This is a genomic window from Metabacillus sp. 84, from assembly GCF_050107715.1.
GTDB lineage: Bacteria > Bacillota > Bacilli > Bacillales > Bacillaceae > Metabacillus_B.
In genome coordinates this window covers 48,374-75,176 of sequence record NZ_JBNILN010000009.1, presented here as the reverse complement: position 1 = coordinate 75,176, position 26,803 = coordinate 48,374, and the positions used below count along the sequence as shown (strand labels likewise).

The following is a 26,803-nucleotide window of genomic DNA, read 5'->3' as shown; positions in this document are numbered from 1 at the left end:
GACCTCCAGGTAATTTGATTTTCAAAGTTAAATGAAACTTACACTTTTATTTAAACAGCCATTTAAACTTTCAACAACTCTTCCTTGATCCTCAATTGTTAATCCAGAACCAGATGGCAAACAAATTCCCTTATTGAACTTACATTCAGCAACACAATCATATGTACGTTGCTGAAAGAACCGGTATTTTTCAAAAAGCGGCTGTAAATGAAGAGGCTTCCATACCGGTCTTACTTCAATATTATTATTTGCAAGTTCCGCCAAGACGTTTGAAACACTGAGGCCCAGGCTTTTAGTATCGATATTAATAACAGTTAACCAGCGGTTTGTCATGGTCTGTTCTAATTCGGGGATAAAAGAAATCTCCTTAATGTGCTCCAATTCTTTCTTATATGTCTCGTGTATCCTTCTTCTTGCCTCTACTCTATCTTCCAAAACTTCCAGCTGAGCCCGTCCTAATCCAGCTAAAATATTACTCATCCTGTAATTGAATCCTAATGAACTATGCTGATAGTGAATGGCTGGATCTTTTGCCTGGCTTGCTAAAAACCTGGCCTTCTCAATTGCTTCCTCATCATCCGATACGAGCATTCCCCCGCCTGAGGTGGTGATGATTTTGTTTCCGTTAAAGGAGTAGATTCCGAAGTACCCGAACGTGCCGCTCGCTTTCCCTTTGTAGGTAGAGCCAAGAGATTCCGCTGCGTCCTCAATCATGGGCACATCATAAAGGTTGCATAGTGCGAGGAGCTCGTCCATTTTTGCACTTTGGCCATACAGGTTGACGACAATGACGGCTTTGGGCAGCTTTCCGGCATCTGCTGCATCTTTAAGTGCCATCTCCAGAGCCTGTGGAGACATGTTCCATGTTTCCGGTTCTGAATCGATGAATACCGGTTCGGCTCCCTGATATAAGATTGGATTTGCAGTGGCTACAAATGTAAGGGTGGAACAAAATACCGTGGCTCCTCTTTCGACTCCTAATAAAATAAGAGCCAGATGAATGGCTGCAGTTCCGGAACTGACGGCTGCGGCTGCTCTGACTCCTACTTTTTCAGCCAGCTCTCTTTCAAATGCGTCCACGTTCGGACCTAAAGGAGCGATCCAGTTGGTTTCGAATGCTTCGTTAATATAATGCATTTCTTTCCCGCTCATGTGCGGCGGGGACAAGTAAATACGTTTTTGCTGAACGGCCTGCTTCATGCTTCTCGCCTCCTTATCTTATGATTTTTCTTAATTTTTGCAGGAACTCCGGCTGCTAGGCAGTGGGAAGGGATATCTCCTATGACGGCTGCTCCGGCTCCGATCACCGTCCAGACTCCGATTTCTTTTCCTGGAATTACAGTGGCTGAAGCACCGATGTGTACGCCTGTTCCGATCTTGACACTTCCTGTTAATGTGGAATTTGGGGAAATGTGGACAAAATCGTGAAGCAGGCTGTCATGTTCAATAATGGATCCCGTATTCAGAATACAGTGAGACCCGACCCTGGCATCCGCATTAATGACACTGTTAGGCATCACAGCTGTTCCAAAGCCGATGGACGCCGATTGGCTGATGATTGCGCTTGGATGGATCAGGGTCGCATATTGATGATCGGCCAGCCTTAGCTTCTGGTACACTCTTTGCCGGGCTGAATTATCCCCGATCGCGATGAAAAATTTCGTTTCCTGCTGGGTAAATTCATTAACAATGGCCGATGGCCCATGAACGATGTTCTCTATCATCTTAATTTCCGTTACACAATCATCCAGGATCGCGATCACTTCGTATTGATCACTCAAGCTTGCCATCTCCTGAATGACCTTGCTGTGTCCACCATTACCGATAATCACGAGTGGAACCATATCAATTCAGTCCAGTGCCTTTAAATTTTTCAGCGGTTGCAAAGCCTGCCTGCTGTACGTCATCTGATTTGATGGCTTTCACGAACGTTACGAACAGAATTTTGACATCCAATAAAAAGCTTTGATTCTCCACGTACCAGACATCCAGCTGGAATTTCTTTTCCCACGTGATCGCATTCCGGCCATTTATCTGAGCCCAGCCTGTTACTCCCGGCTTTACTTCATGCCGTCTTGCCTGTTCCTTGGAGTAAAGTGGCAAATACTCCATTAGCAGAGGCCTGGGACCAACAAGACTGAGATCACCTTTCATGACATTGAATAACTGAGGCAGCTCATCCAAGCTGAATTTCCTGAGGATCTTTCCGAATGAGGTCAGCCGCTGTTCATCTGAAAGCAAAAAACCATTTTTATCGGTTTCATCCGTCATCGAACGAAACTTCATCAATAAAAATGGCTTTTCGTGAAGACCGGGTCTGGTCTGTTTAAACAAAATCGGGCTTCCTAGTTTTGCTTTAATGAATAGAGCCAGGATGCTCATCGGGATACACAATAATAAGATTAGGAATAGTGCAGTTAGCAGATCAAATGACCGTTTTGCCACATCTTCACTCCTTATTTTGCAGCGCTGATAATTTGCCTCTTAATTTCTCTAATTAATTCTACTGTATGGATTTCTTCTCTTTTTTCAGCGATTTGATAAGCGCTCAATAAGATCTTTTTTAGTTGTTCCTGTGTCAAAGTTTATCTCACCTTTACTTTTCTTAAGAGAATGCGTGTGATTTATAGCCGGAAGGATTTTTTACTTGCCAGTTCCAGGCATCCCGGCACATTTGGCTTATTCCTCTAGTCGCGTACCAGTTTAACTCGCTATTGGCTTTACTGGAATCTGCATAGCATTCCGCAATATCACCCTGCCTCCGGCTCATCACCTTATATGGAATGCCTACTTGGTTGACCTTTTCAAACGCGCGGACCATCTGGAGAACAGAATAGCCAATGCCGGTTCCAAGGTTATAGGCATCGGTTCCGGTGGAGTACAAATTTTTCTCCAGTGCTTTTACATGACCGTTTGCCAGGTCCATGACATGGATATAGTCCCTCACCCCTGTGCCATCTGCCGTCGGATAATCATCACCGAATATGTGCAGACAGCTGCGGGACCCGATTGCCACTTGAGCAATAAACGGGAACAGGTTATTTGGAATCCCATTCGGATCTTCTCCGATCAGTCCGCTTTCATGGGCTCCGACTGGATTAAAGTATCGAAGGATGGAAATGCTCCACTCCGGATCAGCATGATATAAGTCTTTCAGTATCTCTTCAATCATCAGCTTTGTCCGCCCGTAAGGATTTGTTGCTGTTAATGCAAAGTGCTCCTGGATCGGTACGGAGTGAGGATCTCCGTATACTGTTGCAGATGAACTGAAAACCAGATTTTTCACGTTGTGTTGTTTCATTACCTCCAGAAGATTCACAGTTCCAGCTATATTATTCCGATAATATTTAAGAGGCTCAGCAACCGATTCTCCAACTGCCTTTAATCCGCCAAAGTGGATAACGGCCTCAATTTGATTCTCTTCAAAAATGGCGTTCAGGCCCTCACCATCCAGTAAATCCGTATCATAAAAAGCGGGTCTTTTTCCAGTAATCTCATAGATTCGATCTATGGATTCAATATGACTGTTGCTGAGATTGTCCGCAATTACGATGTCGTAATTCGCTTCCTGAAGCTCTACGCAGGTGTGGCTGCCGATATATCCTGCTCCGCCCGTCAGTAAAATCATGTTTATTCCTCCTGTTAGCTCTCTATGAGTTCGTAAAGCTTATTCAGTTCAGCCTTACTTTCGTAAGAAACCGCTTCAAGATTGGATATCAACTGCTTCCTCAATTCTTGATTATCCATCATCTGCTGGATGCCTATCGCAATTCCCTCTGGACCGGTTGGTGTAATCTTTCCGTCGAAGCCATCATTCACCTGACTTTTGGCAGTTGGAAAGTTTGTTATGACGATAGGTTTCCTTAAAATCTGAGCTTCTTTAACGGTTACGGCCTTCCCTTCATAGCGCGAAGGCTGCACATAGATGTCACAGGCTTTTATGTATGGGTAGGGATTCACTTTTTTCCCTAATAAAAAAAACCGATCTTCTAATTCGAGATCAGCAATCAGCACCTTCAGCTCATTTTCAAGCGGGCCATATCCAACAATATGCCACTCTAAATCATACCCTTGATCAATTAGCAACCGGCATGCGCGTGCCGCATCGTCAAAGCCTTTCGCATGTGTAAGACGCCCTACAGAAACCAAAATTGTCCTTCCGTTTCGTCGTTGAATTTCAGGGGGGACCATTAAATCCGCCTGCTCCCTGACAAAAGAAGGAGAGAGGATATTTTCAATGACAGCGGTCCTTTCCTTTAAAAGTGGAAACTCACCAGTAAACGTTCTGGAACATTCATCGGATACCGCAACAATATGGTCAAGCTTCTTCCAGACACGTTCATCTGCTTTTTTATTAACATGAATGTTGGAATAATCTGTATGAATCCACCCAATTTTCTTCTTCGCTTTTACTTTAGTTCCAATGAAATGGTGAGGCCATAAAAAGCTGATGGCTGCATCGTATTCTTTTTCTATTTTTGGCAGAATAGGTGTGGTGAAGTCCCAGCCGTATTGGATGGTTAAGTAGCCGGGTTCCGGGATGTTTTTTAGTTTTCCTTCTATGGAACTGGTATACTTGGCTAATACTCTTCCAACTCCGATGGGATATTGTCTTCCCTTAACTACCTCTCCAATGGATTTTCGGAAGGTTGTATAGGCAGGAATCTCCGGCAATACGTTCGGTCCTTTAGGAATGAAGGACATAAATTCTCCCTCCTGTTTAAAGAGGAGAAGGTCGACATCATAACGGCTGTAATCAATCGAATTAAGAAGACCAATTAAGCTTCTTTCTACCCCTCCAATGGCTAGATCAAAGGAGGAAATCAGTATGTGTTTTTTCATTTCGTTCCTCCGCCGGAAGGACTGATTGCATTTCTTACGGCAGCAATTGCTTTCGGTCCAATTAATTTACTGGCCGCTCTCTTAACTGAGCTTTTAAACCTAGTGCTCGCAGGCAGCCATGTTTGAGCATAGTGATGAATTGTGTAGCTCTCTTCATTTATAAAGCTTTCGCCATTTATATAATCGTATGGGCTGAAGTATGTGCGTGGAAATACTTCAACTCCATTATTCAACACCTGGTACTGTCCATTTTGGATAAGACCAAACTGTAAGCACTGACTAGTCATAAGACTGGTGTTTGTTTTCATATTCAAGGAACCATCTTTATTTGTGAAATGCTTATTTTCATAATAGCTAAGGAAATATTTAATCAAATCATGTCCTTTAGCAAAACCCAGCGTTCCTGACTGGAGAAACGTATCATCCTCAAATCCTGTAAATGCATTTTTTTCTAAAAGCGGATCAAGTGGCTTAAGAACTTCTACGTCTGTATCCATGTAGATCCCTCCTTCTTCCAAGAGGGCCGTTAATCTGACATAATCACTGACAAATGCATATTTTTTAGCCTCATAAGCTTCCCTAACAAACGGATGAGAGGAAACATCAAATTTCCTTTCATTCCATTCTATAAACGTATAACCAGTCAGGTGCTTCTGCCAGCTTTCCATGCATTTTTTTACCATTCTAGGTTTTTCTCCATATCCGAACCAGCAATAATGAACCGTTCGCGGGATTCTTTGATCATCAGTCATATGCTTTCCTCCCTCCTCTTTGCTATAAGTTAAAGTAGTTGCTTTTATAAACCATATTTAAAGACAAGACATGTTCATAGTAAAAATAAATAAAGTAGCAAATGATAATAGAGTAATACACTAGTTTTTCATCCTTAGGCCTGAATATCTTTACAATCCAAGAAATAAGAATCAGCTCATACAACCCAAAATATATAGAAAATCTCGCAAATATCCAGTTCTGGGTGGATATGAGCATAAAAACCAACCCTAAGATGGACATATTGACAACCACATCACTGTATGGGAACATCTCCCGAAGTTTTTCTCTTCCAAAGTATGCAAGAATGACTGGCGCTGCATGAACGATAACCCTTAAGAAGCTGGCCCCGCCTTCGGAGAAAGATTGATATCCGGAATACTGAGTGTTTTCAATGGCTGCAAAAAGGATGGCAGAGAATTGGCCATATCCAATTACGGCTAGCGCAGCAAGCATCAATAGGATATACGTTTCTTTCGTCCATGCTCTGCGATTCACTAGAAAGTAAATTGGGAGCATAATGAGTGCGGACTGATGGATGGTTGAAGCAAAAAGAATCGTTATAAAGAATAAAAACCACTTTCTTTTAAAAAGAAACGTGGTAGCGGCAAAAATGATGGCTGCGGCCAGGAACTGGCGCAGCCCATTCATGGACACAAGATACATCCCTGAGGTAATGAATACAAATAGGCTTAGTTCAATCATTCTGGAATATTGATAAAGAACGAGAACGATCAATAGATTCGTAATGAGTGCAGTAGTAAAAATTAAAATTTGTGGATCCTTAGAGAAACTTTGCAACATCATCTGCATCATTCCGAATCCGATATCTTTATCGCTTAGTATTTTGTCCCAGGTCATATCTGTCTGAAAGCTGTGCATATAAAAGAAGGTATCTCCAATATTTGTTCTTAAACCAGATACTGCAACAAGCACCATTGAGGTAAAGATAATTAATAGTTTGTTGGCTCTAATTTCGCTGTAGCTATTCAAATCCGGTACTGAAAAATAGCGCGAAAAAAAGGAAAGCAATGAAACTAAAACAAGGTTTAGGTAGAGAATTGCCATGATCTTTTCCTTTCAATTGTTTACCTGATTTTTTCCCAGCATATTCTTCCTATTGCGAAATTGAATATAAAAATAGAGTGCAATTCCCATAGGTGTAACCAGCAAGGCTTCGATTCTGTGAGGCGTTTTAAATAAAAAAAGATACTCTTTTAAGAGTAAGCTGCCCGAAACGTAATGCATTGATTCTCTAAGCCGCTTAGGAAAGGACGGTGCGTATTTCATCGCAACTTTCCTATAATGAAGAAAACCATTTGGATTATTTTTGTACTGCTTAAGCATATTTAAGCTTGAGCCATCTTCGCGATATTCCACATGACATAAAACCTCATTTAAAACCAGGAGAGGATATTCCTGTTCTATTAAGATGTACTTGATATTCAATGGACAATATTTTTCACCTTTAAACAGAGGGTACGGGGGAACACTTTTTATCAGGTCGGTTCTGTAAACCAGCTTTTTATCCCCTCTGACTTTGTGAAGAACATACAGATCAGTCAGTGCAGTTTCTGTAATATGTTCCGGTATGCTTGTTCCAATAATTTCACCAGAGGGACTGGCATCCAGCCCTATTATCCCCGCATACTTTTGGCTTCCTTTGTTTTTCCAAAAGCTTACGATCTTGTCCACCGCGTCCTTTGCCAAATAGTCATCTGAATCAATACACACATTTAATTCTGTATCAATATTTTCATATGCTGTATTATGAGCACCGTGCATCCCTTGATTTTTCTGCCAAATGTATCTGATCGTAATCACATTTTCTTCTATCCATGAATCCACCAGTTCTTTCGTCCGGTCTGTGGAACCATCATCAATTATCAGCCAATCGAAATCCTTATTGCTTTGTCTCTTTAAGCTTTCATAGCATTGACCAAGACAGTAAGCTCTATTGTATGTTGGTGTAAATACCGTTAACGTTTTCAAACCATCACCTCACTGCCCCCAAGTAAAACCCCTGGGCCCATTCAGACGTATTCCGTATATCATAGCCATTTAAAATGAGTGTATTTTGCGGTATGTTTCTTTCCCTTTTTTGAAGTAAGACCTGTGCAACCTTAGACGCCCATTCCTCTTTTTGATTTAGCGGGAGATACGTCATCAAGTTTACGCCCATATCTGCTTCATTCGTGATAGTATCTGATACGATACAGGGAAGACCCGCTCCCTGGGCTTCCACCAGAGTGACAGGCAAACCTTCGTGCAAAGACGGAAAGGCGAAAAGATCAAACGCCTGCAGCAGGTGAGGGATATCCGGCCGGACTCCTAAAAAACTTACTTTGTCTGCTAGTTGCAGGCTGTTCACTCTTTGCTCCATCCTAGTTCTTAATGGCCCGTCCCCTGCCAGCACGAGATGTAGGTCTGTATAGTTTTTGCAGCATTCATGAAAAATTTCTAAAAGAAATTCGTGATTTTTTTGAGGATTAAACCTCCCCACATGCCCGATAACATATTTATTCGTCAAGCCAAGTTCCACTCTAAGGCGGTTCCGTATAGATGGAGAATGCCTGAATTGGTCGGAATCAATGCCATTCTTCATCAAGATTTTGTTCCTCTCTGTGTTTCCGTACAGCCATTGGGCAGCTAATTCTGAACAAGAGAACAAATGGGTGGACGAGGGATGAATGAGTCTTCCAGCCAGGTCCTTATACATTTTCGCCAGGAAATTCCCTTCGCTCTCGGTGTTGTGGCTGTGCGCAATCCTAACCGGAATGTTATGCTTTTTAGCTGAACGGAGAACAAATCCACTCATTTTATCCATGTGGGAATGGACAATTTTATATTGCCTGTTTTTACTAAAAAAAGCGTCCAGGCTTCGGATATAGCGGAAATGTCCCCCATCTGTAATGTATGGAATGCGGTGGATGGTGCCACCCAGCTCCTTGATCTCTTCGTCAAAAACGCCTTCCTTGCAAGTCAGGAAATCAAATTGAACCTTTGAACGGTCCATATTCCGGTAAAGGTTCATAATAAGGGTTTCAGCTCCACCCCGGTTCATGTTAACGACCGAGTGAAGAACTCTCACTGGCTTGGACATGCGGCACCTCCTTTTGATCCATGTATTTTACATACACCGTACTTTTTTGCTTTAGCACCATTTGCTCGCTGTATTTGCTTACAATTTTTTCGCGGCTTGATTGCCCTAGGAGCTGACGCTGGCCTGAGGAATAAGTGACAAGCTGCAGCATCCTCCCCGCCATATCCTCCACATTCCCCGGTTTCACGAGCCAGCCGTTCTCGCCGGGGACGACCAGTTCCCTGTGGCCTCTGTTTTCGGTGGCAAGGACCGGCAGCCCGCATGCCATGGCTTCCATGATGTTGACGGGAAGGCCTTCCCGGTAGCTGGATCCTGCTGCGGCGTCGCATAGGGGGAGGAGGTCGGCGATATCTGTCCTAAATCCGAGAAACTGGATGAGGTGATCTGCCTCAAGTTCTTTGGCGAGCATCCTGCATGACTCAAGAAGCTTGCCTTCACCGGCAAGAAGCAGCCTGATGCGGGGCACTTGATTTTTAATAGCCGTAACCGCCCGGATCAGCTGCTCCTGATTTTTATTTTGGTTAAACTCAGCTGCGTAAAACAGCAGAAAGTGATCTGACTGGTATCCCATCAGTTTTCTTTTTTTCTCTCTTAAACTGGAATCCATTGGCTTGAATTGTTCTGTGTTGACTCCGACTCCGTGGACGTGTTCAATTCTTGATGCTTTAAATGGATGCCGCTTCGCCAGGCGGTAATCTTCCTCGTTTATCGTAATCAGACAGTCCGTAGCCAAGCTCAGTGCCAGTTCAGCCGGATAATACAGCAGCCAGCACGAAAGGGAGGCTCCTTTGCAGAAATGGAAGCCGTGAGCAGTATAAATGACTTTGGTTCCTTTTTTACGCGCCTTTAAAGCAGCCAGTCTTGCAAGCACGCCTCCCATCGGGGTGTGGCAGTGGATCATATCGTAGGCATGTTCATCCATGATCGCTTTTAGCTCTTTTAGGGCCATCCAATTCTGCGATTTAAAAGGAGAACGCTGAATAGGGATATTGAATTTAAGATCGGTATAGGGAAGCTCCAAGTCCCCTTGAGCTGCTATATGAACTTCCCATCCCTGTTCCTTGAACCATTTCATGATTGGTAAATGAAAAGCCTTAAAATGGTAGTCAACTGTTGCCGCTAGCAGCACTTTTTTCTTCATGGACATGGCTCCCATACAAAAAAACGCCAGGGCGGCGTTTCCTTAGTATTATTTAATACGTTTAACCAGGAACGGAAAGAAGCTCTTTGACGGCAGGTTTCCGGTTGGCAAGCTCCAGAAGCCTTTCTCTTAAGGGCTCTGCTTCCAGCTCCGGAAAGGACTGAAGCAGCTCTTCGATTTCGTCCATCAGCAGCTCTGCTTTTCTGCCGATGTAAATTTTCGGATAGATTTGCTCTTCGTGCACTTCCTCTTCCTGAAGCAGCTCCTCGAACAGCTTTTCACCAGGGCGAATTCCGGAAAATTCAATCCCGATCTCGTCGACGGAATTTCCGGATAAAACGATTAAATTTTTGGCCAGATCAACAATCTTAACGGGCTCTCCCATATCGAGAACAAAAATTTCTCCGCCCTGGGCCAGAGCTCCTGCCTGGATGACGAGTCTTGACGCTTCGGGAATGGTCATAAAATAGCGGATCATATCCGGATGGGTAACGGTGACCGGACCTCCGTTCTGAATTTGCTTTTTAAATAAAGGGATGACACTTCCCCTGCTGCCAAGAACGTTGCCGAACCGGACGGCAACAAAGCGGGTATCGCTCATCGAGTCCATATCCTGAATAATCATTTCGGCCAGCCTTTTTGTAGCCCCCATAACGCTCGTTGGATTAACCGCCTTGTCAGTCGAAACCATGACAAAGGTTTCGACTCCGTTCCAGCTTGCCGCCAGGGCTGCATTCCGGGTGCCGATCAGATTGTTTTTTACCGCTTCTTCCGGGTTTCGTTCCATTAACGGGACATGCTTATGGGCTGCAGCATGATATACGACATGGGGCAAATGCTTTGCCATCACCGCGTTCATTTTTTCTGCGTCCTGCAGTTCGGCTATTTCTGTAACAAATTGGATGCCTGATCCCCTGAATGTCCCCTTTAGTTCCATCTCGATCGAATAGATGCTGTTTTCACCGTGGCCGAGCAGAATCAGCTTGGCCGGAGTAAACTTGGATATCTGCCTGCAGATCTCAGAGCCGATGGAGCCGCCTGCACCGGTAACCAGGACGGTCCGGCCCGTAACGTACTCCGATATGCTTTCTATATCCAGCTGGATCTGCTCGCGTCCGAGCAAGTCCTCCACCTGAACGTCCCGGAACTGGCTGACGGAGACTTTCCCGGTTACCAGGTCCTCAAGCATCGGCAGGATTTTGGTTTTGGCGTTCGTTTTGGCGCACTCCTGAAAGATCCGGTTTAATTCTTTTTTCTTCAGAGAAGGGATCGCGATGATGATGTTATCAACCTTTAGATTTTCTACAGCGAGGGCAATTTGAGGCACGCCTCCAACAACCGGAAGGCCCATTATATCCAGGCTTTGCTTTCTCTTGCTGTCATCAATGAAGGCAATTGGCTTCAATTCAGATTCATGGTTGTTTTTCAGCTGCCTGGCCACCATCGTACCAGCTGCCCCGGCTCCAATGATCAGCGTCCGTTTTTTATCCTGCGTCCTGCTGAAAAGCGAGTCTCTGTAGACCCTCCAGCAAAAACGGGAGCCGCCGATAAAAAACATATGCAGCAGCCAGGTTACAGCAAGAAGCCTAAAATATACATCATGAAACGCAATTCCCTGAACAATTCCCGCTGTAAAAATCGAGAGCGTGACCGCTTTTGCAATCATGATCAGCTCACTGATGCTGGCGTACTCCCACGCCTTTTTATAAAGCTTGTACATGTAAGAAAATATATGATGGCAAACAAGAAGTGTCAGCGAGCTGATGAATACAGGGACAGTTAAGACATGAATATCTGCGGATACGACGAATCGGCTGATATAGACGGCGGTCAGTACAATGATTGAGTCAATCAGGATCAGTAAGGCCAGTCTTGTCCGAAATGCCAAAAAGTTCACCCCTTTATTTAAATGGTATTTGAAGTTCTTAGCCTTAAACTCCTAAGCAGAAATTCACCGCTAAACCCTTCAATAGTAAAAATGGGGCATTTAACCCCCCCTCACATCACACTTACGACGACTGGCGTCTAAGGTTGTATAAACCCGCAGCGTAACCGAGTGCCTCCGTGGATAACGGCGAGGAGACATGCCCGCATTTTGTTCTTTTTAAAGAACAAAATAAGTGTAAAAAGATAAAGGAATCGATTTCAGCAGGACTTACTCTGTCTCATTTAAAATGACCCCGAGCAGCTGGGTATCGAAGGATTCAAGCTTCTTTTTTGCTTCTTTCAGCTTGGATTGAGCGGTTTTCCCCGCCCGGGTGATGAGAATCAGGCCTCCGCATTGATTGGCCATGATTTTAACATCTGCTGTCTCAAGCATTGGCGGTGCATCTATCACAATGCAATCGTATTCTTTACAGGCATAGTGGAGAACGTTTTTTAATGCACTGGAAGCAAGAAGTTCTGAATGATTCATCTGAATGCTCCCGGATGTCAGGATATCAAGCCGTCTGATTTCAGTCTTTCCTGCTGCTTCCTCAAGCCGTATATAGCCTTTCAGAACATCGCTGAAGCCGATTGAATTATCAATTTTAAAGGTTGTATGAAGACTTGCCTTCCTTGAGTCCCCGTCGATGAGCAAAACTCTTTTGCCTTGCTGAGCGAAAGAAACAGCGAGGTTGACACTTGCAGTGGACTTCCCTTCTTTATAGCCGGGAGATGTGATAATAAAAGATTTAAGCTGGGCGCTTTCCGGAGCAAGCTGGAGGTTTGTCCGGATGGATCGGTATTGGTCGGCCACTTTTGACATTGGGTTAAAAAAGGAAGCGAGCCGGCGTTTGTCTGCCTTTTCCATCTTTCTTTTACTTGTAGGAAACAACCGATTCACCCCTTACAGAAATTTTAAGCCTTTTGTCCTTTAAAATCGGTGAGGTTTTGCGGGTCATTTTTGATACGCTTCCAAGAACCGGCAGGCCGGTCAGCTTTTCTGCCTCTTCCTCCGTCCGGACGGAGTCATCCAGTGAATCAAGCAGGAAAATCATTCCCAGCGAAAGCACGATTCCGGCAATCAATCCGATAAGCATTCTTTTCACCGGGCTTTCTTTATAGGGCTCTGCGTTCTCCTTTGCTTCTGTCAAAATTTTTGTCTGGCTGAAATTCAGGAGCTTCGGCAGCTCTTCGCGGTAATGCTTCATCGTTGAGTTCGCGATTTTAGCAGCCATTACCGGGTTTGGATCGGTCACGGTAATCTCGACAATTTGAGATTCTCCGACCGGCATCACGGAGATCTGGGAGGCAACCGCCTGAGGAGAACGGTTGAGGTTCAGCTCTTCTGTGACTTTAGACATAATGACTGGCTCCCGGATTACTTCTGTCAGCGTATTAAAAAATTTTGTGTCATCCCGGATTAAAATCCGGGCAGATGCATCATAGACCGGTGTCGTAAAATAGGTGCTATACCCCCAGCCTGCAGCTGTCAGCAGCAAAGCAAACGTAATCATTATCCAGATGCGGCGTTTTATTAACGTGAATAGATTTTTTATATCAATTTCTTTCTCCACTTTCGTCATCCTCCCTGTTTTCAATAGAGAACGGACGGACTAAAAAAATATCCCCTGTTCGTATACTATTAGTCTAGTTCTTTATACAGAACGTGTCAACAATTGAACGGATAATTTGCGGAAAATTTACATTATATTTATCTATATTGGTAATACAAACCTCATTTTGTTCTTCATAAAGAAAATTTACTACTTTTAACCTATGTAATCAACCTTAAATTAGTCAATTTGTTTAAAATAATAGAAAAAGACCTGACAAAGGTCAGATCTTTTTCTTGCGTTTTGCCTTTCTTTTCTTGACCCACAGCATAATGGATATCGGAAGAACACCAAACCATTTAAACCAGAATGGCGTGCGTGTTTCCTTTTTGATTTCCTTTTCCTGCTGGCGCTGTTCTTTTGGCGTATCCATGTATTTAACGACCTGCTGAGTTACGTATTTGATGTAGTCATTGGAAGACATCTGTATTCCTCCTGTCCTAGCAGACAGTATGGACAAAAGCGGTCATTTATAATCTTGCTGCAATGTCTGCTGCTATTTCTTCCGGATTTTTCCCCGTTGTCTCAATCACGATGGCTCCCTCCTCATAGGCGGACATTCTGCTCTCAAAGAGCTGATATATTTGTTCTTTCGTTTTTTCTTTAAGCAGAGGGCGGGTTGTATCTTCCTTCAGCCTTTCATATAGCGCATTAAATTCGCAGCTGAGATAAAAAATCCTGCCCTTCTGCTTTAGAAGTTCCCGGTTTTCTTCTTTCATCACAATCCCGCCTCCTGTCGTAATGACAGCCGGTCCTTCAGGGAGTTCCCGCAGCATTGCTGTTTCCTTTCTCCTGAATTCTTCTTCTCCAAATTGATCAAAGATCTCATTCATGCTCATTCCGAGCTTTTGCTCAAGAAGCACATCCGTATCATAAACAGGCACCGATAGCCTATTCCCAAGTGCCTTGCCTGCTGTAGTTTTTCCCGCTCCCATAAATCCAGTCAGTATAATTCGCTCCATGCATAATCACTCCGTTTTTTCGATGGTTTCTATGATACATCGAAGCGTCGGATGAGTCTACCATTCCTGCCAATTGTACATTTTCTTCTCATGAATGCTCCATTCATAAGAAGCGTGATAGGAGGTCTGTTCACCTAATGAAAAAACAAGAGAAATTTGCAGGCGGTCCTCTGCAGCCTTGACCAATGAGATCTGGATTGTCCCCTCTTTGTCCTTTACGTCCATCTCTCCTGTCCATTGCTCGGCTGCTTTTTTAGAGGAGATTGCAGCACCGGCATAGGTCAGATGCTGCAGCCTGTAAAACTTCCTTGTATCCTCATAGTATTTTGTTTCCAGCAGCAGCATTTGGGTGATGTGAATCGAGGTCATAAAGAACAACAGAACCATCAAAACTGTAAATGGATAAATGAACCCTGTTTCTGTCTTACATGACTTCATTGTATATAGACCTGACTGTCAGGCTGCGAAGCGTTCCGTTTAAGCTTTTAACAACGATGACCATGTGGTTATCCTTCACCTCGAATTGAACATGCTGAACCTTCTGCAGCACCATTTCATTTCCGCTTTTATTAATCTGCCGCCGGATATAATTTTGATACCTCTGGTAGGTTACAGATTGCCCAAGGCTGTTCTTGAAAGAGAGAGTTTCCCCCGTTACGGCAGGATCAACAGCCGATTTCAGCTCCAGCATGGCCTGTTCGCTGAAAAATTCCCATTCTAAATCATTTAATTCCCTATAGCCTTCGACAGATTGATAAAAAAAGAGTAGCAGCGGAAACAGCGAGGAGACAATCAAGGTAAAAACGGAGAGGGAGAACAGCATATTCAGAAGGGAAAAACCTGATGAATTAGTGTATCTGCATACAAAACTCTTGTTCTTTTTGTCTGGCATCCTTCCAGTGTATACAGGAATGCCCGTCACTTGAAATAATCGTATAGGGACCGCTCCCCTCTTCATCGTTTTTTTTGAAGGCTCCAGTCATCCGCTCCGCTGTATGGCTTTGCAGAACTCTATAGGCATCTGTTTCAAGGGAAATGTTTTCTCTTTCCTGCAGCATGCCGACAACACCTGGCAGCAAGGTTAGCACTGCCATGCACCAGATGGAAAAGGAGGCAATGGACTCAAGCAGTGAGAAGCCATTAGATTTTTTTAACAAGAAATCTCCCCTTTCCTAAATAAAACGTGACGAGATAAGCCTGCTGGCGGATGACCACCCTGAGTGTTCCGCTTGCAGAAATGTTTCCATTAGCAAGAAAGGTCAATCTCCGGTCCAGCGTACCCGGCAGTATCGTGATTCCTTCAGGAAGGCTGCGTGAAACCAGCAGTTCATTTGCATTATGGCGGCCCAATTTGATTGAATAGGACGTGCCGTCTTCATTGTAAGTAAATAAATAAGGCAGACGTTCCATGATGGCATGCTGCTGAGCATAAAGGATGTCTTTCTGGAATTGCTCAAAAAAGTGCTGTTCCGTCAATTTTTCGTGTGCAGGCTGCAGCGGGATAAGGACCGTCAGCGAAAGCACGGAGAATATGGAGAGCACGAGGAGGGACTCAATCAGAGTAAACCCATTAGTCTGCCGCTTCAACCACATAGCCGCCGGCATCCAGGGTTATGGTACTTCCATCCGGACATGTATTGCCGTTGATGTATTTACCGCTTATGAGATTGTCGATTGTAGGCACTGCGTTTTCATTCATTCGGTAGGCTTCAGCTTGTGCAGAGATCATATTGCGAAGACCGCTGCAGCCTTTCTCCTGGATATTGCTGCTGTGATTGGCAATGTTGGGGATTGTGACAAGCAGCAGGACTGTGATTACAAGGAGCACAATCAGCATTTCGATCAAAGTAAACCCATTATCATTCTTCATTTTACCGCCTCCTAGATTTGGTCGATCATTTGGTACATGGGGAGTATCATGGATAAATACACGAGAAGGACAATCAGGCCGACGCTTGTGAATACGGCTGGCTGAATAAAGGCTGCTGCGGAAGACAGTTTCTCCTCAAGTCTTTGCAGTGTGTATTGGCTGTAAGTATAAAACTCTCTGTGCAGCATGCCATTCCTTTGTCCGTATGCAGCAATTTCAGCAAGCTGAGGGTCATAGTGGGGCTGCGCAAACAACTCTTCAAAGCGATCCCCTTTTTTAAGCCGGTTAATCATTGTGTTTGCTTCTTCGCTGAAAAACGGGTAAAGACTCTGCTCCCTGAACGTTACCAGGCACTCATAGTAAGACAGCCCGGCCTTTAGAAGGTTGCTAAGCTGCAGACTGATGTAATAGCTGTTAAACAGCTTAACCCATTCTTTTACAAGCGGAATACTCATTAGCATGTTCATCTGCTGCGCCGGAGGTTTTCGCCTGTATGAGAAAAAATAAAAGGAACCCGCTAAAAGAAAAAGGACGGGAAATGCGAAGGAGGCTGCTGCCAGAAATTGAAAGGATGCCAGCAGCACTGTGTTTAAAGGAGAAGGTTTCATATTCATTGACTGATAAACAGAGAGGAATTGGGGAGCGATGATATGCTGTACGACGTACAAAACACCCATCATGATGAAGATTAAGAGAATCGGATACCGCATCATCCGGGTAATTTTTATAAACTGCTCATGCTTTCTGCTGAGCAGCTGCGAGCTCTCGTTTAAAGAGAACGCCAAATCGCCATGCTGTTCGGCAAAAAACAGATAAGTGACGGCATCCCGATGAAAATGCAGCTGCTGGAGAACCTGATGGAAAGGAGTCCCCCTCTTCAGTTCCATTAGGCAAAAGTGGTAATCCCCTCTTCTTTTCTGGGCAGCCTGCAGAGATAGGAAGCGTATGGCTTCATCCAGCGAGTAGCCTTTCTGGACGAGGCTGTTCAGACGGCCAATAAATACGGATTGCTCAGCATTGCTCCATTTATTCTTCATTTGCAAAAATCCACCTGTAATAAGCCGCATGGGGTACAAACCCTAGGGCAATTCCTTTTTTGATTACTTCTTTTAGTGTGGCATAGTCGTTCGCTTCTTCCGATCCTCTAGTCTCCCGAAAGGCCGCGTTTAAATTTTTTCCGTATAAGAGTTCAAAAACAGCTGCTTTTCTTGCTTTTCTCATTTTTTTGCAGTAGGGCGAGCATGCTCCCGGGCAGTAAGGACATTTAATATCTACAAGTCTTTGAGCAGAGACAGCAATAAGCGTCTGTTCCATTTCTGCCTGGGGAACACCGAATTCAAGCAATCTGTATAGTGCCCCTTTTGCGTTTCTAGTGTGCATTGTACTCAGGACCAAATGCCCGGTCAGCGAAGCTCTGATAGCGATTTTAGCCGTTTCCGAGTCCCTGATTTCACCTACCATGATGATGTCAGGGTCATGCCTCAAAATCGCTTTTAATCCTGCAGCATAAGTAATTCCAGCTTTTTCATTCACCTGCACCTGCATCATTTCGTCATTTTTTGCTTCTACGGGATCTTCCAGCGTAATAATATTCCGTTTAAAGTGTTTTTTGGCATGGTTGAGCAGCGAATAAAGAGTCGTTGTCTTGCCTGAACCGGTTGGCCCTGTAAAAATCATGAGTCCGTGGGAATGATAAAAAAAAGAGAGAAGTTTTTGAGTAGCGGATGGAAAGAGGGAGATGCGTGCTGCAGGGGGTGTTTGCCCGGAGGATAAGAGTCTGATCACCATGCTTTCTTCGTAGATGGTGGGCAGGGTGGAAAGCCTGACCGGAACTTCCAGATCATCAAGCTTTACTGAAAGAGCACCGCTCTGCGGCTTCCTTCTTTCTCCTATATCCATAGAAGCTTCAAATTTAAGATGAGAGATCAACCGCTGTGATACATCCCGATGAAGCTTCTGCTGATTGAGAAGATCATCGTCTATCCGGTAAAGAATCTCTGTAAATTCTTCCTTTGGAACAATGTGAATGTCAGATGCGTGGAGTTCAATGGCTTTAAGAACGATGCTTGCGCATAACGCTTCAATTTCCTGCAATCAATTCTCTCCTTTCCTGTATTTAAACAGAAGTATAGACGGATGGAGAGATTCTGTCATATTGGCAAAAAACCATTATCCAGGGTGTACAGTTCTTGAAAATCCTTTTTCCTTACAATAGAAAAACCGTTTTTTGAATAAAAAACGGCAAAAGGATTGTTCTTATTTTTCTTCCGTTACATAGTAGATGTATGTTTTTTTGGATTTAAACAGAGAGGACTTTTCATAATAAATCCTGTAGCCGCCTTCTAATTGATTATGTCCTGCGTAAGTGAGTCTGCTTTTCGCTTCAAAGTCTTTTGCTGCTGCTACCAGGCTGCTCTCAGGCGAAGTATAATCGGGTTTCTCATAGCTAACCGACACAGGCTGCATGTTTACACCTTCAAGATAAAAATTGAATCCTGTCATGCTTCCGCCTCCCATTCATTATAAAGAACAACTTGCATTAAATATAGCACAACAGGAAATGTATTCAAAGTAAAAGAATTGAAAAAATCACCCCTCAGGGTGACATGATCAAGAGACGGACATATGAAGCAGGCTATTTTTTGACAGTTTGCTCAACGCCTGCGGATTGTAGCCGACTACAAGCTTCTTCCCGTCAGTCAGGATCGGCCTGCGCAGCAGCTTCGGTTCATCGGTCAGCAGTTTAAGTAAGGTTGACAGGTTCATATCTTCAATATCAAGATTTAAGTCTTTGAACGTTTGGCTTCTTGTAGCCAAGATTTCGTCGATGCCTTCAGTAGTCAGCTCCAGAATTTTCTTGAGCTCCTCTGCATTGGGAGTTTCGCGGAACATGTGTCTTTCTTCAAAATCAACTTCGTTTGCTTTCAGCCAGTGCTTGGTCTTCCTGCAGGATGTACAGCTTGGGTACGTGAAAAAAGTAAGTTCGCTCATTTAAATGTTCCTCCTCAAGGTTATTCAAAGGCTTAATTTATATTTTTTCTATTGATTATTTATCTGTATTTGTATTGTACATTAATTGTACACCTTTTGTACATCAATATGCACAGCCTGTTAATTTTTTTTAAAAAGTCCTTCACAGCTAAATGTAAACGCTTATTTACAATGAAAGGAAGTGTCCTTTATAATAAAGAGGGATGGAATAGAGGGGTAAGGGAGGAATTGCATATGGACCGCATGTTTCGTGTGCTCGGATTCTGGACTGGAATTTTCGCAGTCATGTTTTATTTAGGGGATATGCCGGAAACTTCAATTTTATTTTTTGCTCAAACGGTCTTTTTTGTTTTTTTATCCTATCTTAAATTATCAGAGCGGATGTATATTTATATTTTCGGTGCTTATTTAACCGTTTTCTTTGTAGGCTTTACCTATTGGACCACCTTCATGATGGTGCCCGGCCAGGGAGGCCATTAAAAAACGGGGCTGTCCAGTCAGTTGCCTGCTGCAGGTGATGTCCTTTTCATTTACAAATTAAACCCCCGGTATGCGCAAGCTTCATAAGCATACCGGGGGTTTTTCTTTGCTCTTAGCGGGACTTTTCTAGACTGCCCCTTTTCTATGTACCATAATATAGAACGATTCACTGATCCCTTCATGTGAAAGGAGGGAACGAATGGCGCGGTTCCTTTTTGATGCAACAGAAAACGGATCAGGGTCCTGTACTTCCTGTAAAAAGCCAGCGAGCCCGTTATCCCAGAAAAATTCGGTCTGCTTTTGCACGGCCAGCTCCTCCCAGCCCAGCTCTCCTGTCTTTTTCAAATAGGCTGTGAGCGGAATGTCATACGTTAAATCCATTTCATACGGATAAGCCAGCGGATGCTCATAAAGGATGTGATTTCTGTAGCCGCGAATTGTCCCTTGCTTTCTCTGAACAAGAAGATCCGAAAAATGACCGTAGTCTGCCGTGACTATATAGGCGTTGCCGAGCTTTTCATTCAGCTGCTGCAATTTCTCAAGCATCTCCAGCGGAATCTCTATTCTGCTCTCCTTTTTCAGAGGAATTTCTGCCCATCTGAGGTAGGAGGCAAGCTCACCGTTGTTGTCCTCGCGATGCATAAAAACGAGCTGTCCCTCCTGATCCGCTCCGACGCCTGCTTCCATTACGACTCCTCCAGAGTTTTCTGCCAATTTTACCGGAAGTGCATCCAGCCATTCATTTGAGAAAATCGTTCCTGAAAAGCCGGCTGGAAGATCCTCGATGCCTGGGAGTACCTTTACTCCAAGCTCTCTCGCTCTTTGACGGTGAGCCGGGCTTTTTTCAACACTGAATACGGTCCCCCGTTCAAAGGTTTCAGGAGACTGGGCTTTCCATTCATCAAGAAAAGCGCGGAGAAAGGATCCCGTTCCGCTTCCTATTTCACAGAAAACCGGAGGGATTTCATTGGAACGGACTTTGTCTAAAAACCACCCTGCCATCAGGGCACCGTATAGAGAAGAAATGGAGCTGGCCGTATAAAAATCACCGGCCTTGCCGATTTTCGGCCTCCCGGACATGTAATAGCCATGATCCGGGTGGTACAGGGATTCTCTCATATACTCATCAAAGGAAAGGAAGCCTCCCTTCTCCCTGATCAGCTGCACCATCATCCCTTTCATTTAAAACCCGTTTAAAAAAGGGTTTCGGTCCATTTCATCCTGAATGGTCGTTTCAGGCCCGTGTCCTGAAAGCACCATCGTGTCCTCCGGCAGCTGGAGCAGGTGATTATGTATGCTTGAGAGCAATACTTGATGGTCTCCTCCAGGCAGATCCGTCCGGCCGATTCCCTCTTTAAAAAGCACGTCTCCGCTGAATACCGATCTTGTTTCTTCATGGTAAAAGGAAACACTGCCTGGTGAATGACCGGGAGTATGCAGAACCTTGAAGGAAAAATCACTGATTTTAAGTGTCTCGCCAGTCTGAATGTATTCATCTGCAGGTCTCGCATGGATTGGACCTGCTCCGAAAAAATGAGAGCCGTTAAGCTCCGGCGAAGGCAGCCAGTCTTTTTCTTTTTTATGGATATAGACAGGAATATTCCATCGTCCGCGTATATCATCAACTGCACCAATGTGATCGAAATGGGCATGGGTAAGAAGCACAGCAAGCGGCTTTAAACCTCTTGATTGAATCAGCTGATTCAGCTTGTCTCCTTCACTCCCAGGATCAATAATCATGCACTCTTTATTCCTGCTGCTTACCAGGTAGCAATTCGTTTGCAGAGGACCTAATGGAATTCGTTCCCAGTTCATAATGACAGCACCTCAATTTGATTTTAGTCTACCCCTATTATTAAGGAAAACCGGCAAAGTTTCAATCCGGGAGGGCTATTATGGCATCGCTTTCAAAAGCTTATTTTTAACTCGACATTCATTTTGAAAACGTTTAAAATATGTAGTGAACTTGTTTCATTTTTTTCCAGAAGTGATCGCAAGGGGGATTGGCAAATGGGGTTAGTCATTATCTTTACGTTGATTTCATTATTAGCCGTATATGGACTGCTGCGCGCCTTTAAAGAAAAAAACATGATGGGAATCATGTTTTGCGTGGCTACACTTGGCGTTTTCGGCTGGTTTACTGTTATGACGGTCATTTTCCACGGATATCCGACTCACCATTAAAGAAAAAGCTGGCTTACAGAGCCAGCTTTTTTATGTACGTTTCATATGCTTTTGAACACTCTCAAGCTTTCCTTGCATCGTTGTTTCCTTATCTCTCCGGTCATCAATCCGGATGTTGGTTGCGACCCGGGATATGCCCTCCTGAAAAGGGGCCTCATGGATGGCTTGAATGACCTCAAAGAGCATCGGCAGCTCCCCTTGGATTAATGTATTCATCGGGGTAAGCTGATAATCGATTTTTCCTTCCGCTTTATAGGATTCCAGAATGTTCTGGATCCCGGCAACGTACCCGCTCACACTCGGAGTATCTGTTCCTATTGGAATGATGGTTACATCTGCAATGGGCATAATTTTGACCGCCTTTCGTTTTCATCAGTATATCACATCCCTAAAAGGGCTAAAACGTAACAAGAGTTTTCAGGCTCCCCGTCAGCAGGTTAATGACCTTCTCCAGCTGAAAGCCGTATAACACTCTGGTACCGTCCGGTGAGTACATTAAAGGCATATTCAGTGCGTCCCTAATGTGAACGGTTTTCTTTTGATCCAGCAGAGAGAAACTTACAAGATTCAGACGGTCAGATTCTTCGTTGTACTCGTAGGTTATGAATTCATGCTCAGATGGGCTGATTTCTATTTTAGGAAGATCCAGGCTTCCTTCTGATTCTTTAAGAGAAGAAGGAAAGCGCTGTTTTTTTATGCCGTCCTGAACGATAAAGACAGGGCTGTCGTTTTCATAGCTCAGCGTAATCCATGTATGATTCCTGGAAAAAACGGATAAAACTTCATCCGCCATCTTTTTTTCTTCCTGCTTTTGAACATCATACTGATAAAGCGGAGAGCCCTTGCCTCCTCCATCCTTCGCAAAAAACAGGTTTCCGTTCCCGCTCCATTCTGCAAAAGGAGCATCGATCGGATCAGCATCCTCGAAGCCGGTCAATGGATAGTAAATGGCGGTCTCATATGTCCAGTCTTCATTGAACGCGGTCACGAACAGCCGGTCCGGATTCGCCTCGCTCCACGAAAATGACAGATCGTGGGAGGAAAATTCCTTTTCAAACCGCTTGGTCCCCTTTGAATCAATCAGCAGGAGATTCGTTGTATTGGCTGAAGAACTACCCTGCATTAAAATATAGGTTCCGTTCACCTCTACATGCGTTACTGCCATGTCCGCCCTGTAAAGTTCTTTTTTGCTTCCCTCCGAAAAATCATAGGTAGACAAAGTGGTCTCTTTTTTATCATATTCCGCCAGAACAACCGTCTTGTCATCAAGCCAGCCCCCTACTGTTTGAAAGGTTTGCTCATCCGCCTCATATGGTATCACTGTCTGTTTATCTGTTGTCTGCACGTTGGCATCAACAGCCGGAGCCTTTTTCTCCGGTTCATTTGCACAGCCTGCTGCTATCATTGCCAGGGCCAGCACTGCCGCCAATAAACGGCCTTGTTTTATACTCATTCCTGCTTCACCTTTCTTTAACGTGTGCCGACTTAACGGACCATTTAACGCGGATTTCAAGCTGATAGAACATTATGTACCCTTATGGGAAGAGCAGAGGGAAATGGGTGAACGGTTCTTCCATCAGGGGCTGAATCCCCTGATGAAAGCCTCATGGATCGTTCCTTTACATATACAGGGCAGCCCGGAAAATGCCCTCCCCTCTTTGAAGGATGGTTTCGTATTGGTCAAGCGGCAAAGGATTGACCCCAGACCCAAGCTCAATGGTGTACCCTGCGCGGCTCCATTCATGAATAAACCAGTCCCTGTAGCCGGCATGACTGTCTATGTTCCGAACCTCCGTATACTTGCTCAGGATGGCAAACTCCTTGACGATTAATGAGGCCTCTTCCGGTTCTTTGTTTAAGTAACCCCAGTAAATCTCTTCACCTTGTGTGTGGAAACAAAGCAAACGGTCAAACTGTTTCCTCTCAGCAAGAGCAGCCATAGCGGCGGATTCGGGTTCAGATAATGGGTATTCTCCCGGATAATCTCTTGGTGCTGGTGATTTAGGGATTTTTCTTTCCTTTTCAATTTCCCAATAAGCCGGATACTGATTGTTTAAATCGACTCCTCTGATGTTTGCTTTCCATTGAGAAAAGTCTGTGGATTCATTATTTATTGGAAGGACGAGTTTACGTATACTGTCTTCTTCCGGAAGACCCTGCAGGACTAAGTCAACGCCGTCAGGATTGACCATGGGTACGATGGATAGAGCATTTAGAGTGTAAAGCTGAAGAGAAGGATGGCCGAACCTGGATTCCCCGTAAATCAAGTCATTAGCAAATTGTTCCAGCCAATCCATTAATACAGCGGAAGTAATCCATTCATTCGCATGGAAGGAGGCATTCATATGAACGAGTCGTTTTCCTGTTCCAAATGTTAACTCTATTATAGGCTTATCCCTCACACTTTTTCCAATTATATGCTGCTGAATAAACGGGTACTTTTGTACTAATTTTTCTATATCTGCATACAAACAGGAGGAGGTGTACGGTTTTTTCCTTGATGAAAGATGCCGCTCAGCCTTAACCGCTGCCACAAATCCTTCTCCGGGATGAGCCGGCTCATAAAACCTTTCAATTTCACCATGTGTCTGTTTCCACTCAAATCCTGGAATCTTTAGTATTTGACCAGCCTGAAACGAATCCTTTTTATCCGGATTGGATTGTTCAATCAGAACCGCCGGAAGCTCAAAATGCTCTGCCACCTCGGTTAAGCCTGTGCTTTTTTTCAGTTTAATTTCCAATGATAATCCCCCTTTCCTTACCATTCATTTTATGAGCGCTGCACCCCTTTCTGAACCCTTGAAAATAAGGAGAAGGCCGTATGCTGTTTCCGCTAAAAAAGCTTTGGCTGTTAGGCCAAAGCTTTTTAGCTTGCTATTTTGATTCTGCCGGATTCTTTTCGTCTTCCTTGTTGTAGAATCTTAGCAGGTCACTGTAGATAATTTTATCGGAATAGTCGAGTTCTTTCTTCGCTTTTTCTAAATAAGGCTCACAGACTCCTTTATCTTCTACAGGCTTGCCGGTGTTCTTATCGTAGCAAATATTATCCGTATAAACATATTTGTCGGTTACGAAGCTTCCGTCACGCATTACGGTAAATGGGAGCCGGTCTTTGGAGAACAGATCGTTTCCAAATTCCACTTGATCCTTCGTGTCTGCTCCCAGCATGTTCATGATTGTCGGCCGAATGTCAATCTGGCCGCCAACTGTATCGATTTCCTTCGGATTCTTGTCCGTCACGCCCGGAATGTGGACGATAAACGGTACACGCTGAAGCTGCTGCGATTCGAAAGGTGTAATTTCTTTGCCAAGATATTTAGACATCGCTTCATTGTGATTTTCAGAAATGCCGTAATGGTCGCCGTAGAAGACAATAATAGAGTTCTCATAGACCCCTTCTTCTTTCAGCTTTTCGATAAATGCTTTAACCGCGTCATCCTGATATTTGACAGTTGTAAAATAGTTGTTCAGCGTTTTGCTGTTTGAATCGAACTTATCAATGGATTGATCTTCTTCACTCAGCTCAAACGGGAAATGATTTGTCAGCGTTATTGACTTAGAGTAAAACGGCTGAGGCAAATCCTTCATGAGGGTGGCAGTCTGTTCAAAAAATTCTTTATCCTTCAAGCCCCACCCTACAGATGTTTCAGGTGTTACTTTATAGCTGTTCACATCGAAGAATCGATCGTATTCGAATGAATCGTACATTAAGTCACGATTCCAGAAAGACTTGTTGTTCGCATGAAAGACAGCGGATGTATAGCCCTTATCCTTTAAAATTTCCGGAGCTGAATTGTATTCATTATCCGGGTTTGTAAAGAAAACAGCTCCGCGTCCGAGCGGGTAAAGAGAATTATCTGTCAAAAACTCAGAGTCAGATGTTTTACCCTGACCGGTCTGGTGATAGACATTCGTAAAATTGTAGCTCTGTTTCGCGAGATCGTTCAAATAAGGAGAAACTTCCTGTCCATTCACTTTTGCTCCGTCCATTACGAAGTTCTGTGTGGACTCAAGTGATACCATAATGACGTTTCGTCCTTCGGCAATCCCCTTCATATCCTGATTTGGTTCTTTTTTGTTTGCTTTAATGTAGTTTTGGATTTCAGTTAAATTCGTACTGTCAGCCATTGCACGCTGTGCTGAGGTTTTCGACTGAATAATCCCGTCATATACGTGGAAATTGTACACACTGATGTTTTTAACAAGCATTTCACGGTCAAATGATCTCGTGAGCAGCTGTGGACGTTCTGTTTCAGCAAGTCCCAGGTTAAAGAAAAATACGGCTGCGACCATTAGATAATAAGCAGAACGCTCTTTTCTTGTAGCACGGATATCCGTACGGAAAGCTGGCTTGCGAAGAAGCCAGAACAGAATGACTAAATCAACAAACAATAAAACGTCAACCGGCTGGAACAGGGATGAAATACTGCTCCCAAGATCTCCCATGTTGCTGGACTGAAACAGGACCGGTATGGTCAGGAAGTCATTAAAGAACCGGTAGAACACCATGTTTGCCAGGAGCACCCCTGTCAGAACGATGCTTGTTATGAATACAAAACGGTTTCGGTTCCGTTCCTTCATAAACAGCCCGATTCCATAAATGAATAACAGGAAGCTTAAGGGATTAATGAAAAGGATCACTTCCTGTGTCCAATTTTCAATTTTAATGTCAAAGCTAGTTTTATAGACAATGTACGTTTTAAGCCACATAAATAATGTAGCTATAAGTAAGAATGAAATTTTTGATAGTGAATTTTTACGCATTCGTTGACCTCCTCATCCGGCAGAACTGCGCATGACTATATCTATTCTTTTCCCAATTTAAGTAAGCAGGTTATAAACAAGCTAAATCATATCTTAATACTTCGTTTACAAAAAATCAATGCTTTTAATATTAACATTACAATGAAATGGTAGAAT

At 43.9% G+C, this 26,803-nt stretch carries 33 protein-coding genes; 2 read left to right on the top strand and 31 right to left on the bottom strand.

What is annotated here, in order from left to right; all coding sequences use genetic code 11:
- Positions 1–27 precede the first annotated feature (27 nt).
- The 25 genes from ACQCV8_RS15115 to ACQCV8_RS14995 all read right to left on the bottom strand — a co-directional run bounded on the left by ACQCV8_RS15115 (position 28) and on the right by ACQCV8_RS14995 (position 19,219).
- Positions 28–1,200: a DegT/DnrJ/EryC1/StrS family aminotransferase gene (locus ACQCV8_RS15115; RefSeq protein WP_426845729.1), complete on the bottom strand. Its 1,173-nt coding sequence runs from the start codon at positions 1,198–1,200 to the stop codon at positions 28–30.
- Entirely contained in the window at positions 1,197–1,844 is a 648-nt protein-coding gene (locus ACQCV8_RS15110) for an acetyltransferase (RefSeq protein ID WP_426845727.1), read from the bottom strand. Before ACQCV8_RS15110 ends, ACQCV8_RS15115 begins: the two co-directional genes overlap by 4 nt.
- Position 1,845: 1 nt before the next feature.
- Positions 1,846–2,445 (bottom strand): sugar transferase, encoded by a 600-nt coding sequence (locus tag ACQCV8_RS15105; protein ID WP_426845725.1) that lies wholly within the window; start codon positions 2,443–2,445, stop codon positions 1,846–1,848.
- Positions 2,446–2,456: 11 nt separating this feature from the next.
- Positions 2,457–2,582: a hypothetical protein gene (locus ACQCV8_RS15100; RefSeq protein ID WP_426845723.1), complete on the bottom strand. Its 126-nt coding sequence runs from the start codon at positions 2,580–2,582 to the stop codon at positions 2,457–2,459.
- Positions 2,583–2,605: 23 nt separating this feature from the next.
- Entirely contained in the window at positions 2,606–3,628 is a 1,023-nt protein-coding gene (gene galE, locus ACQCV8_RS15095) for a UDP-glucose 4-epimerase GalE (protein ID WP_426845722.1), read from the bottom strand.
- Between the two features lie 14 nt (positions 3,629–3,642).
- Positions 3,643–4,842 (bottom strand): glycosyltransferase, encoded by a 1,200-nt coding sequence (locus ACQCV8_RS15090; RefSeq protein WP_426845720.1) that lies wholly within the window; start codon positions 4,840–4,842, stop codon positions 3,643–3,645.
- Entirely contained in the window at positions 4,839–5,642 is an 804-nt protein-coding gene (locus ACQCV8_RS15085) for a glycosyltransferase family 32 protein (protein WP_426845813.1), read from the bottom strand. The genes ACQCV8_RS15090 and ACQCV8_RS15085 overlap by 4 nt, the downstream gene beginning before the upstream one ends.
- Positions 5,617–6,681: an EpsG family protein gene (locus ACQCV8_RS15080; RefSeq protein ID WP_426845718.1), complete on the bottom strand. Its 1,065-nt coding sequence runs from the start codon at positions 6,679–6,681 to the stop codon at positions 5,617–5,619. The genes ACQCV8_RS15085 and ACQCV8_RS15080 overlap by 26 nt, the downstream gene beginning before the upstream one ends.
- Positions 6,682–6,693: 12 nt before the next feature.
- Positions 6,694–7,605 (bottom strand): glycosyltransferase family 2 protein, encoded by a 912-nt coding sequence (locus tag ACQCV8_RS15075; protein ID WP_426845716.1) that lies wholly within the window; start codon positions 7,603–7,605, stop codon positions 6,694–6,696.
- A 4-nt stretch (positions 7,606–7,609) separates the two neighbouring features.
- Positions 7,610–8,716: a glycosyltransferase family 1 protein gene (locus tag ACQCV8_RS15070; protein ID WP_426845714.1), complete on the bottom strand. Its 1,107-nt coding sequence runs from the start codon at positions 8,714–8,716 to the stop codon at positions 7,610–7,612.
- Complete coding sequence (locus tag ACQCV8_RS15065) at positions 8,679–9,857, bottom strand: glycosyltransferase family 4 protein (RefSeq protein WP_426845712.1); 1,179 nt, start codon at positions 9,855–9,857, stop codon at positions 8,679–8,681. The genes ACQCV8_RS15070 and ACQCV8_RS15065 overlap by 38 nt, the downstream gene beginning before the upstream one ends.
- Positions 9,858–9,918: 61 nt before the next feature.
- Positions 9,919–11,745, bottom strand: coding sequence for a polysaccharide biosynthesis protein (locus ACQCV8_RS15060; protein WP_426845710.1), 1,827 nt, complete (start codon positions 11,743–11,745; stop codon positions 9,919–9,921).
- A gap of 267 nt (positions 11,746–12,012) precedes the next feature.
- Positions 12,013–12,675 (bottom strand): CpsD/CapB family tyrosine-protein kinase, encoded by a 663-nt coding sequence (locus ACQCV8_RS15055; RefSeq protein ID WP_426845708.1) that lies wholly within the window; start codon positions 12,673–12,675, stop codon positions 12,013–12,015.
- Positions 12,659–13,357, bottom strand: a complete 699-nt coding sequence (locus ACQCV8_RS15050) for a YveK family protein (RefSeq protein WP_426845706.1) — start codon at positions 13,355–13,357, stop codon at positions 12,659–12,661. The genes ACQCV8_RS15055 and ACQCV8_RS15050 overlap by 17 nt, the downstream gene beginning before the upstream one ends.
- Positions 13,358–13,619: 262 nt before the next feature.
- The gene (locus ACQCV8_RS15045; RefSeq protein WP_426845704.1) at positions 13,620–13,820 is read right to left on the bottom strand and encodes a YqzE family protein; all 201 of its coding nucleotides are present in this window, start codon (positions 13,818–13,820) and stop codon (positions 13,620–13,622) included.
- Positions 13,821–13,866: 46 nt separating this feature from the next.
- Positions 13,867–14,358 (bottom strand): shikimate kinase, encoded by a 492-nt coding sequence (locus tag ACQCV8_RS15040; protein WP_426845702.1) that lies wholly within the window; start codon positions 14,356–14,358, stop codon positions 13,867–13,869.
- A gap of 57 nt (positions 14,359–14,415) precedes the next feature.
- Positions 14,416–14,796 (bottom strand): hypothetical protein, encoded by a 381-nt coding sequence (locus ACQCV8_RS15035; protein ID WP_426845700.1) that lies wholly within the window; start codon positions 14,794–14,796, stop codon positions 14,416–14,418.
- Entirely contained in the window at positions 14,783–15,250 is a 468-nt protein-coding gene (comGF, locus tag ACQCV8_RS15030) for a competence type IV pilus minor pilin ComGF (RefSeq protein WP_426845698.1), read from the bottom strand. Before comGF ends, ACQCV8_RS15035 begins: the two co-directional genes overlap by 14 nt.
- Positions 15,207–15,515 carry a hypothetical protein gene (locus tag ACQCV8_RS15025; protein ID WP_426845696.1) on the bottom strand — a complete coding sequence of 103 codons (309 nt, stop codon included), beginning with the start codon at positions 15,513–15,515 and terminating at the stop codon, positions 15,207–15,209. Before ACQCV8_RS15025 ends, comGF begins: the two co-directional genes overlap by 44 nt.
- A complete protein-coding gene (gene comGD, locus ACQCV8_RS15020; protein WP_426845694.1) occupies positions 15,499–15,951 on the bottom strand; it encodes a competence type IV pilus minor pilin ComGD in 453 nt (150 codons plus the stop codon). The genes ACQCV8_RS15025 and comGD overlap by 17 nt, the downstream gene beginning before the upstream one ends.
- A complete protein-coding gene (gene comGC / locus ACQCV8_RS15015; protein WP_426845692.1) occupies positions 15,929–16,228 on the bottom strand; it encodes a competence type IV pilus major pilin ComGC in 300 nt (99 codons plus the stop codon). The genes comGD and comGC overlap by 23 nt, the downstream gene beginning before the upstream one ends.
- 11 nt (positions 16,229–16,239) lie before the next feature.
- Positions 16,240–17,265: a competence type IV pilus assembly protein ComGB gene (gene comGB / locus ACQCV8_RS15010; protein WP_426845690.1), complete on the bottom strand. Its 1,026-nt coding sequence runs from the start codon at positions 17,263–17,265 to the stop codon at positions 16,240–16,242.
- A complete protein-coding gene (gene comGA, locus ACQCV8_RS15005; RefSeq protein ID WP_426845688.1) occupies positions 17,255–18,322 on the bottom strand; it encodes a competence type IV pilus ATPase ComGA in 1,068 nt (355 codons plus the stop codon). Before comGA ends, comGB begins: the two co-directional genes overlap by 11 nt.
- A gap of 162 nt (positions 18,323–18,484) precedes the next feature.
- Complete coding sequence (locus tag ACQCV8_RS15000; protein WP_426845686.1) at positions 18,485–18,730, bottom strand: hypothetical protein; 246 nt, start codon at positions 18,728–18,730, stop codon at positions 18,485–18,487.
- A gap of 108 nt (positions 18,731–18,838) precedes the next feature.
- A complete protein-coding gene (locus ACQCV8_RS14995; RefSeq protein WP_426845684.1) occupies positions 18,839–19,219 on the bottom strand; it encodes a Spx/MgsR family RNA polymerase-binding regulatory protein in 381 nt (126 codons plus the stop codon).
- Positions 19,220–19,453: 234 nt separating this feature from the next.
- Here ACQCV8_RS14995 and ACQCV8_RS14990 point away from each other — a divergent pair, with 234 nt between their 5' ends.
- Entirely contained in the window at positions 19,454–19,699 is a 246-nt protein-coding gene (locus tag ACQCV8_RS14990) for a DUF2626 domain-containing protein (RefSeq protein WP_426845682.1), read from the top strand.
- Between the two features lie 126 nt (positions 19,700–19,825).
- On the opposite strand, the gene ACQCV8_RS14985 is transcribed toward ACQCV8_RS14990, so the two are convergent.
- Both ACQCV8_RS14985 and ACQCV8_RS14980 read right to left on the bottom strand, forming a co-directional pair.
- Complete coding sequence (locus ACQCV8_RS14985) at positions 19,826–20,881, bottom strand: SAM-dependent methyltransferase (RefSeq protein ID WP_426845681.1); 1,056 nt, start codon at positions 20,879–20,881, stop codon at positions 19,826–19,828.
- Positions 20,882–21,514 (bottom strand): MBL fold metallo-hydrolase, encoded by a 633-nt coding sequence (locus ACQCV8_RS14980; RefSeq protein ID WP_426845679.1) that lies wholly within the window; start codon positions 21,512–21,514, stop codon positions 20,882–20,884.
- 195 nt (positions 21,515–21,709) lie between these two features.
- Between ACQCV8_RS14980 and ACQCV8_RS14975 the strand changes: the two genes are divergently transcribed.
- Positions 21,710–21,883 carry a DUF2759 domain-containing protein gene (locus tag ACQCV8_RS14975; protein WP_426845677.1) on the top strand — a complete coding sequence of 58 codons (174 nt, stop codon included), beginning with the start codon at positions 21,710–21,712 and terminating at the stop codon, positions 21,881–21,883.
- A 30-nt stretch (positions 21,884–21,913) separates the two neighbouring features.
- Here the strand turns inward: ACQCV8_RS14975 and ACQCV8_RS14970 are convergent, their stop codons facing one another.
- The 4 genes from ACQCV8_RS14970 to ACQCV8_RS14955 form a co-directional block, all read right to left on the bottom strand.
- Entirely contained in the window at positions 21,914–22,231 is a 318-nt protein-coding gene (locus tag ACQCV8_RS14970) for an MTH1187 family thiamine-binding protein (protein ID WP_426845675.1), read from the bottom strand.
- Positions 22,232–22,280: 49 nt separating this feature from the next.
- Positions 22,281–23,336 carry a hypothetical protein gene (locus ACQCV8_RS14965; protein ID WP_426845673.1) on the bottom strand — a complete coding sequence of 352 codons (1,056 nt, stop codon included), beginning with the start codon at positions 23,334–23,336 and terminating at the stop codon, positions 22,281–22,283.
- Between the two features lie 166 nt (positions 23,337–23,502).
- Positions 23,503–24,624, bottom strand: coding sequence for a M14 family metallopeptidase (locus tag ACQCV8_RS14960; RefSeq protein ID WP_426845671.1), 1,122 nt, complete (start codon positions 24,622–24,624; stop codon positions 23,503–23,505).
- A gap of 133 nt (positions 24,625–24,757) precedes the next feature.
- Positions 24,758–26,647, bottom strand: coding sequence for an LTA synthase family protein (locus tag ACQCV8_RS14955; protein ID WP_426845669.1), 1,890 nt, complete (start codon positions 26,645–26,647; stop codon positions 24,758–24,760).
- Positions 26,648–26,803 lie beyond the last annotated feature (156 nt).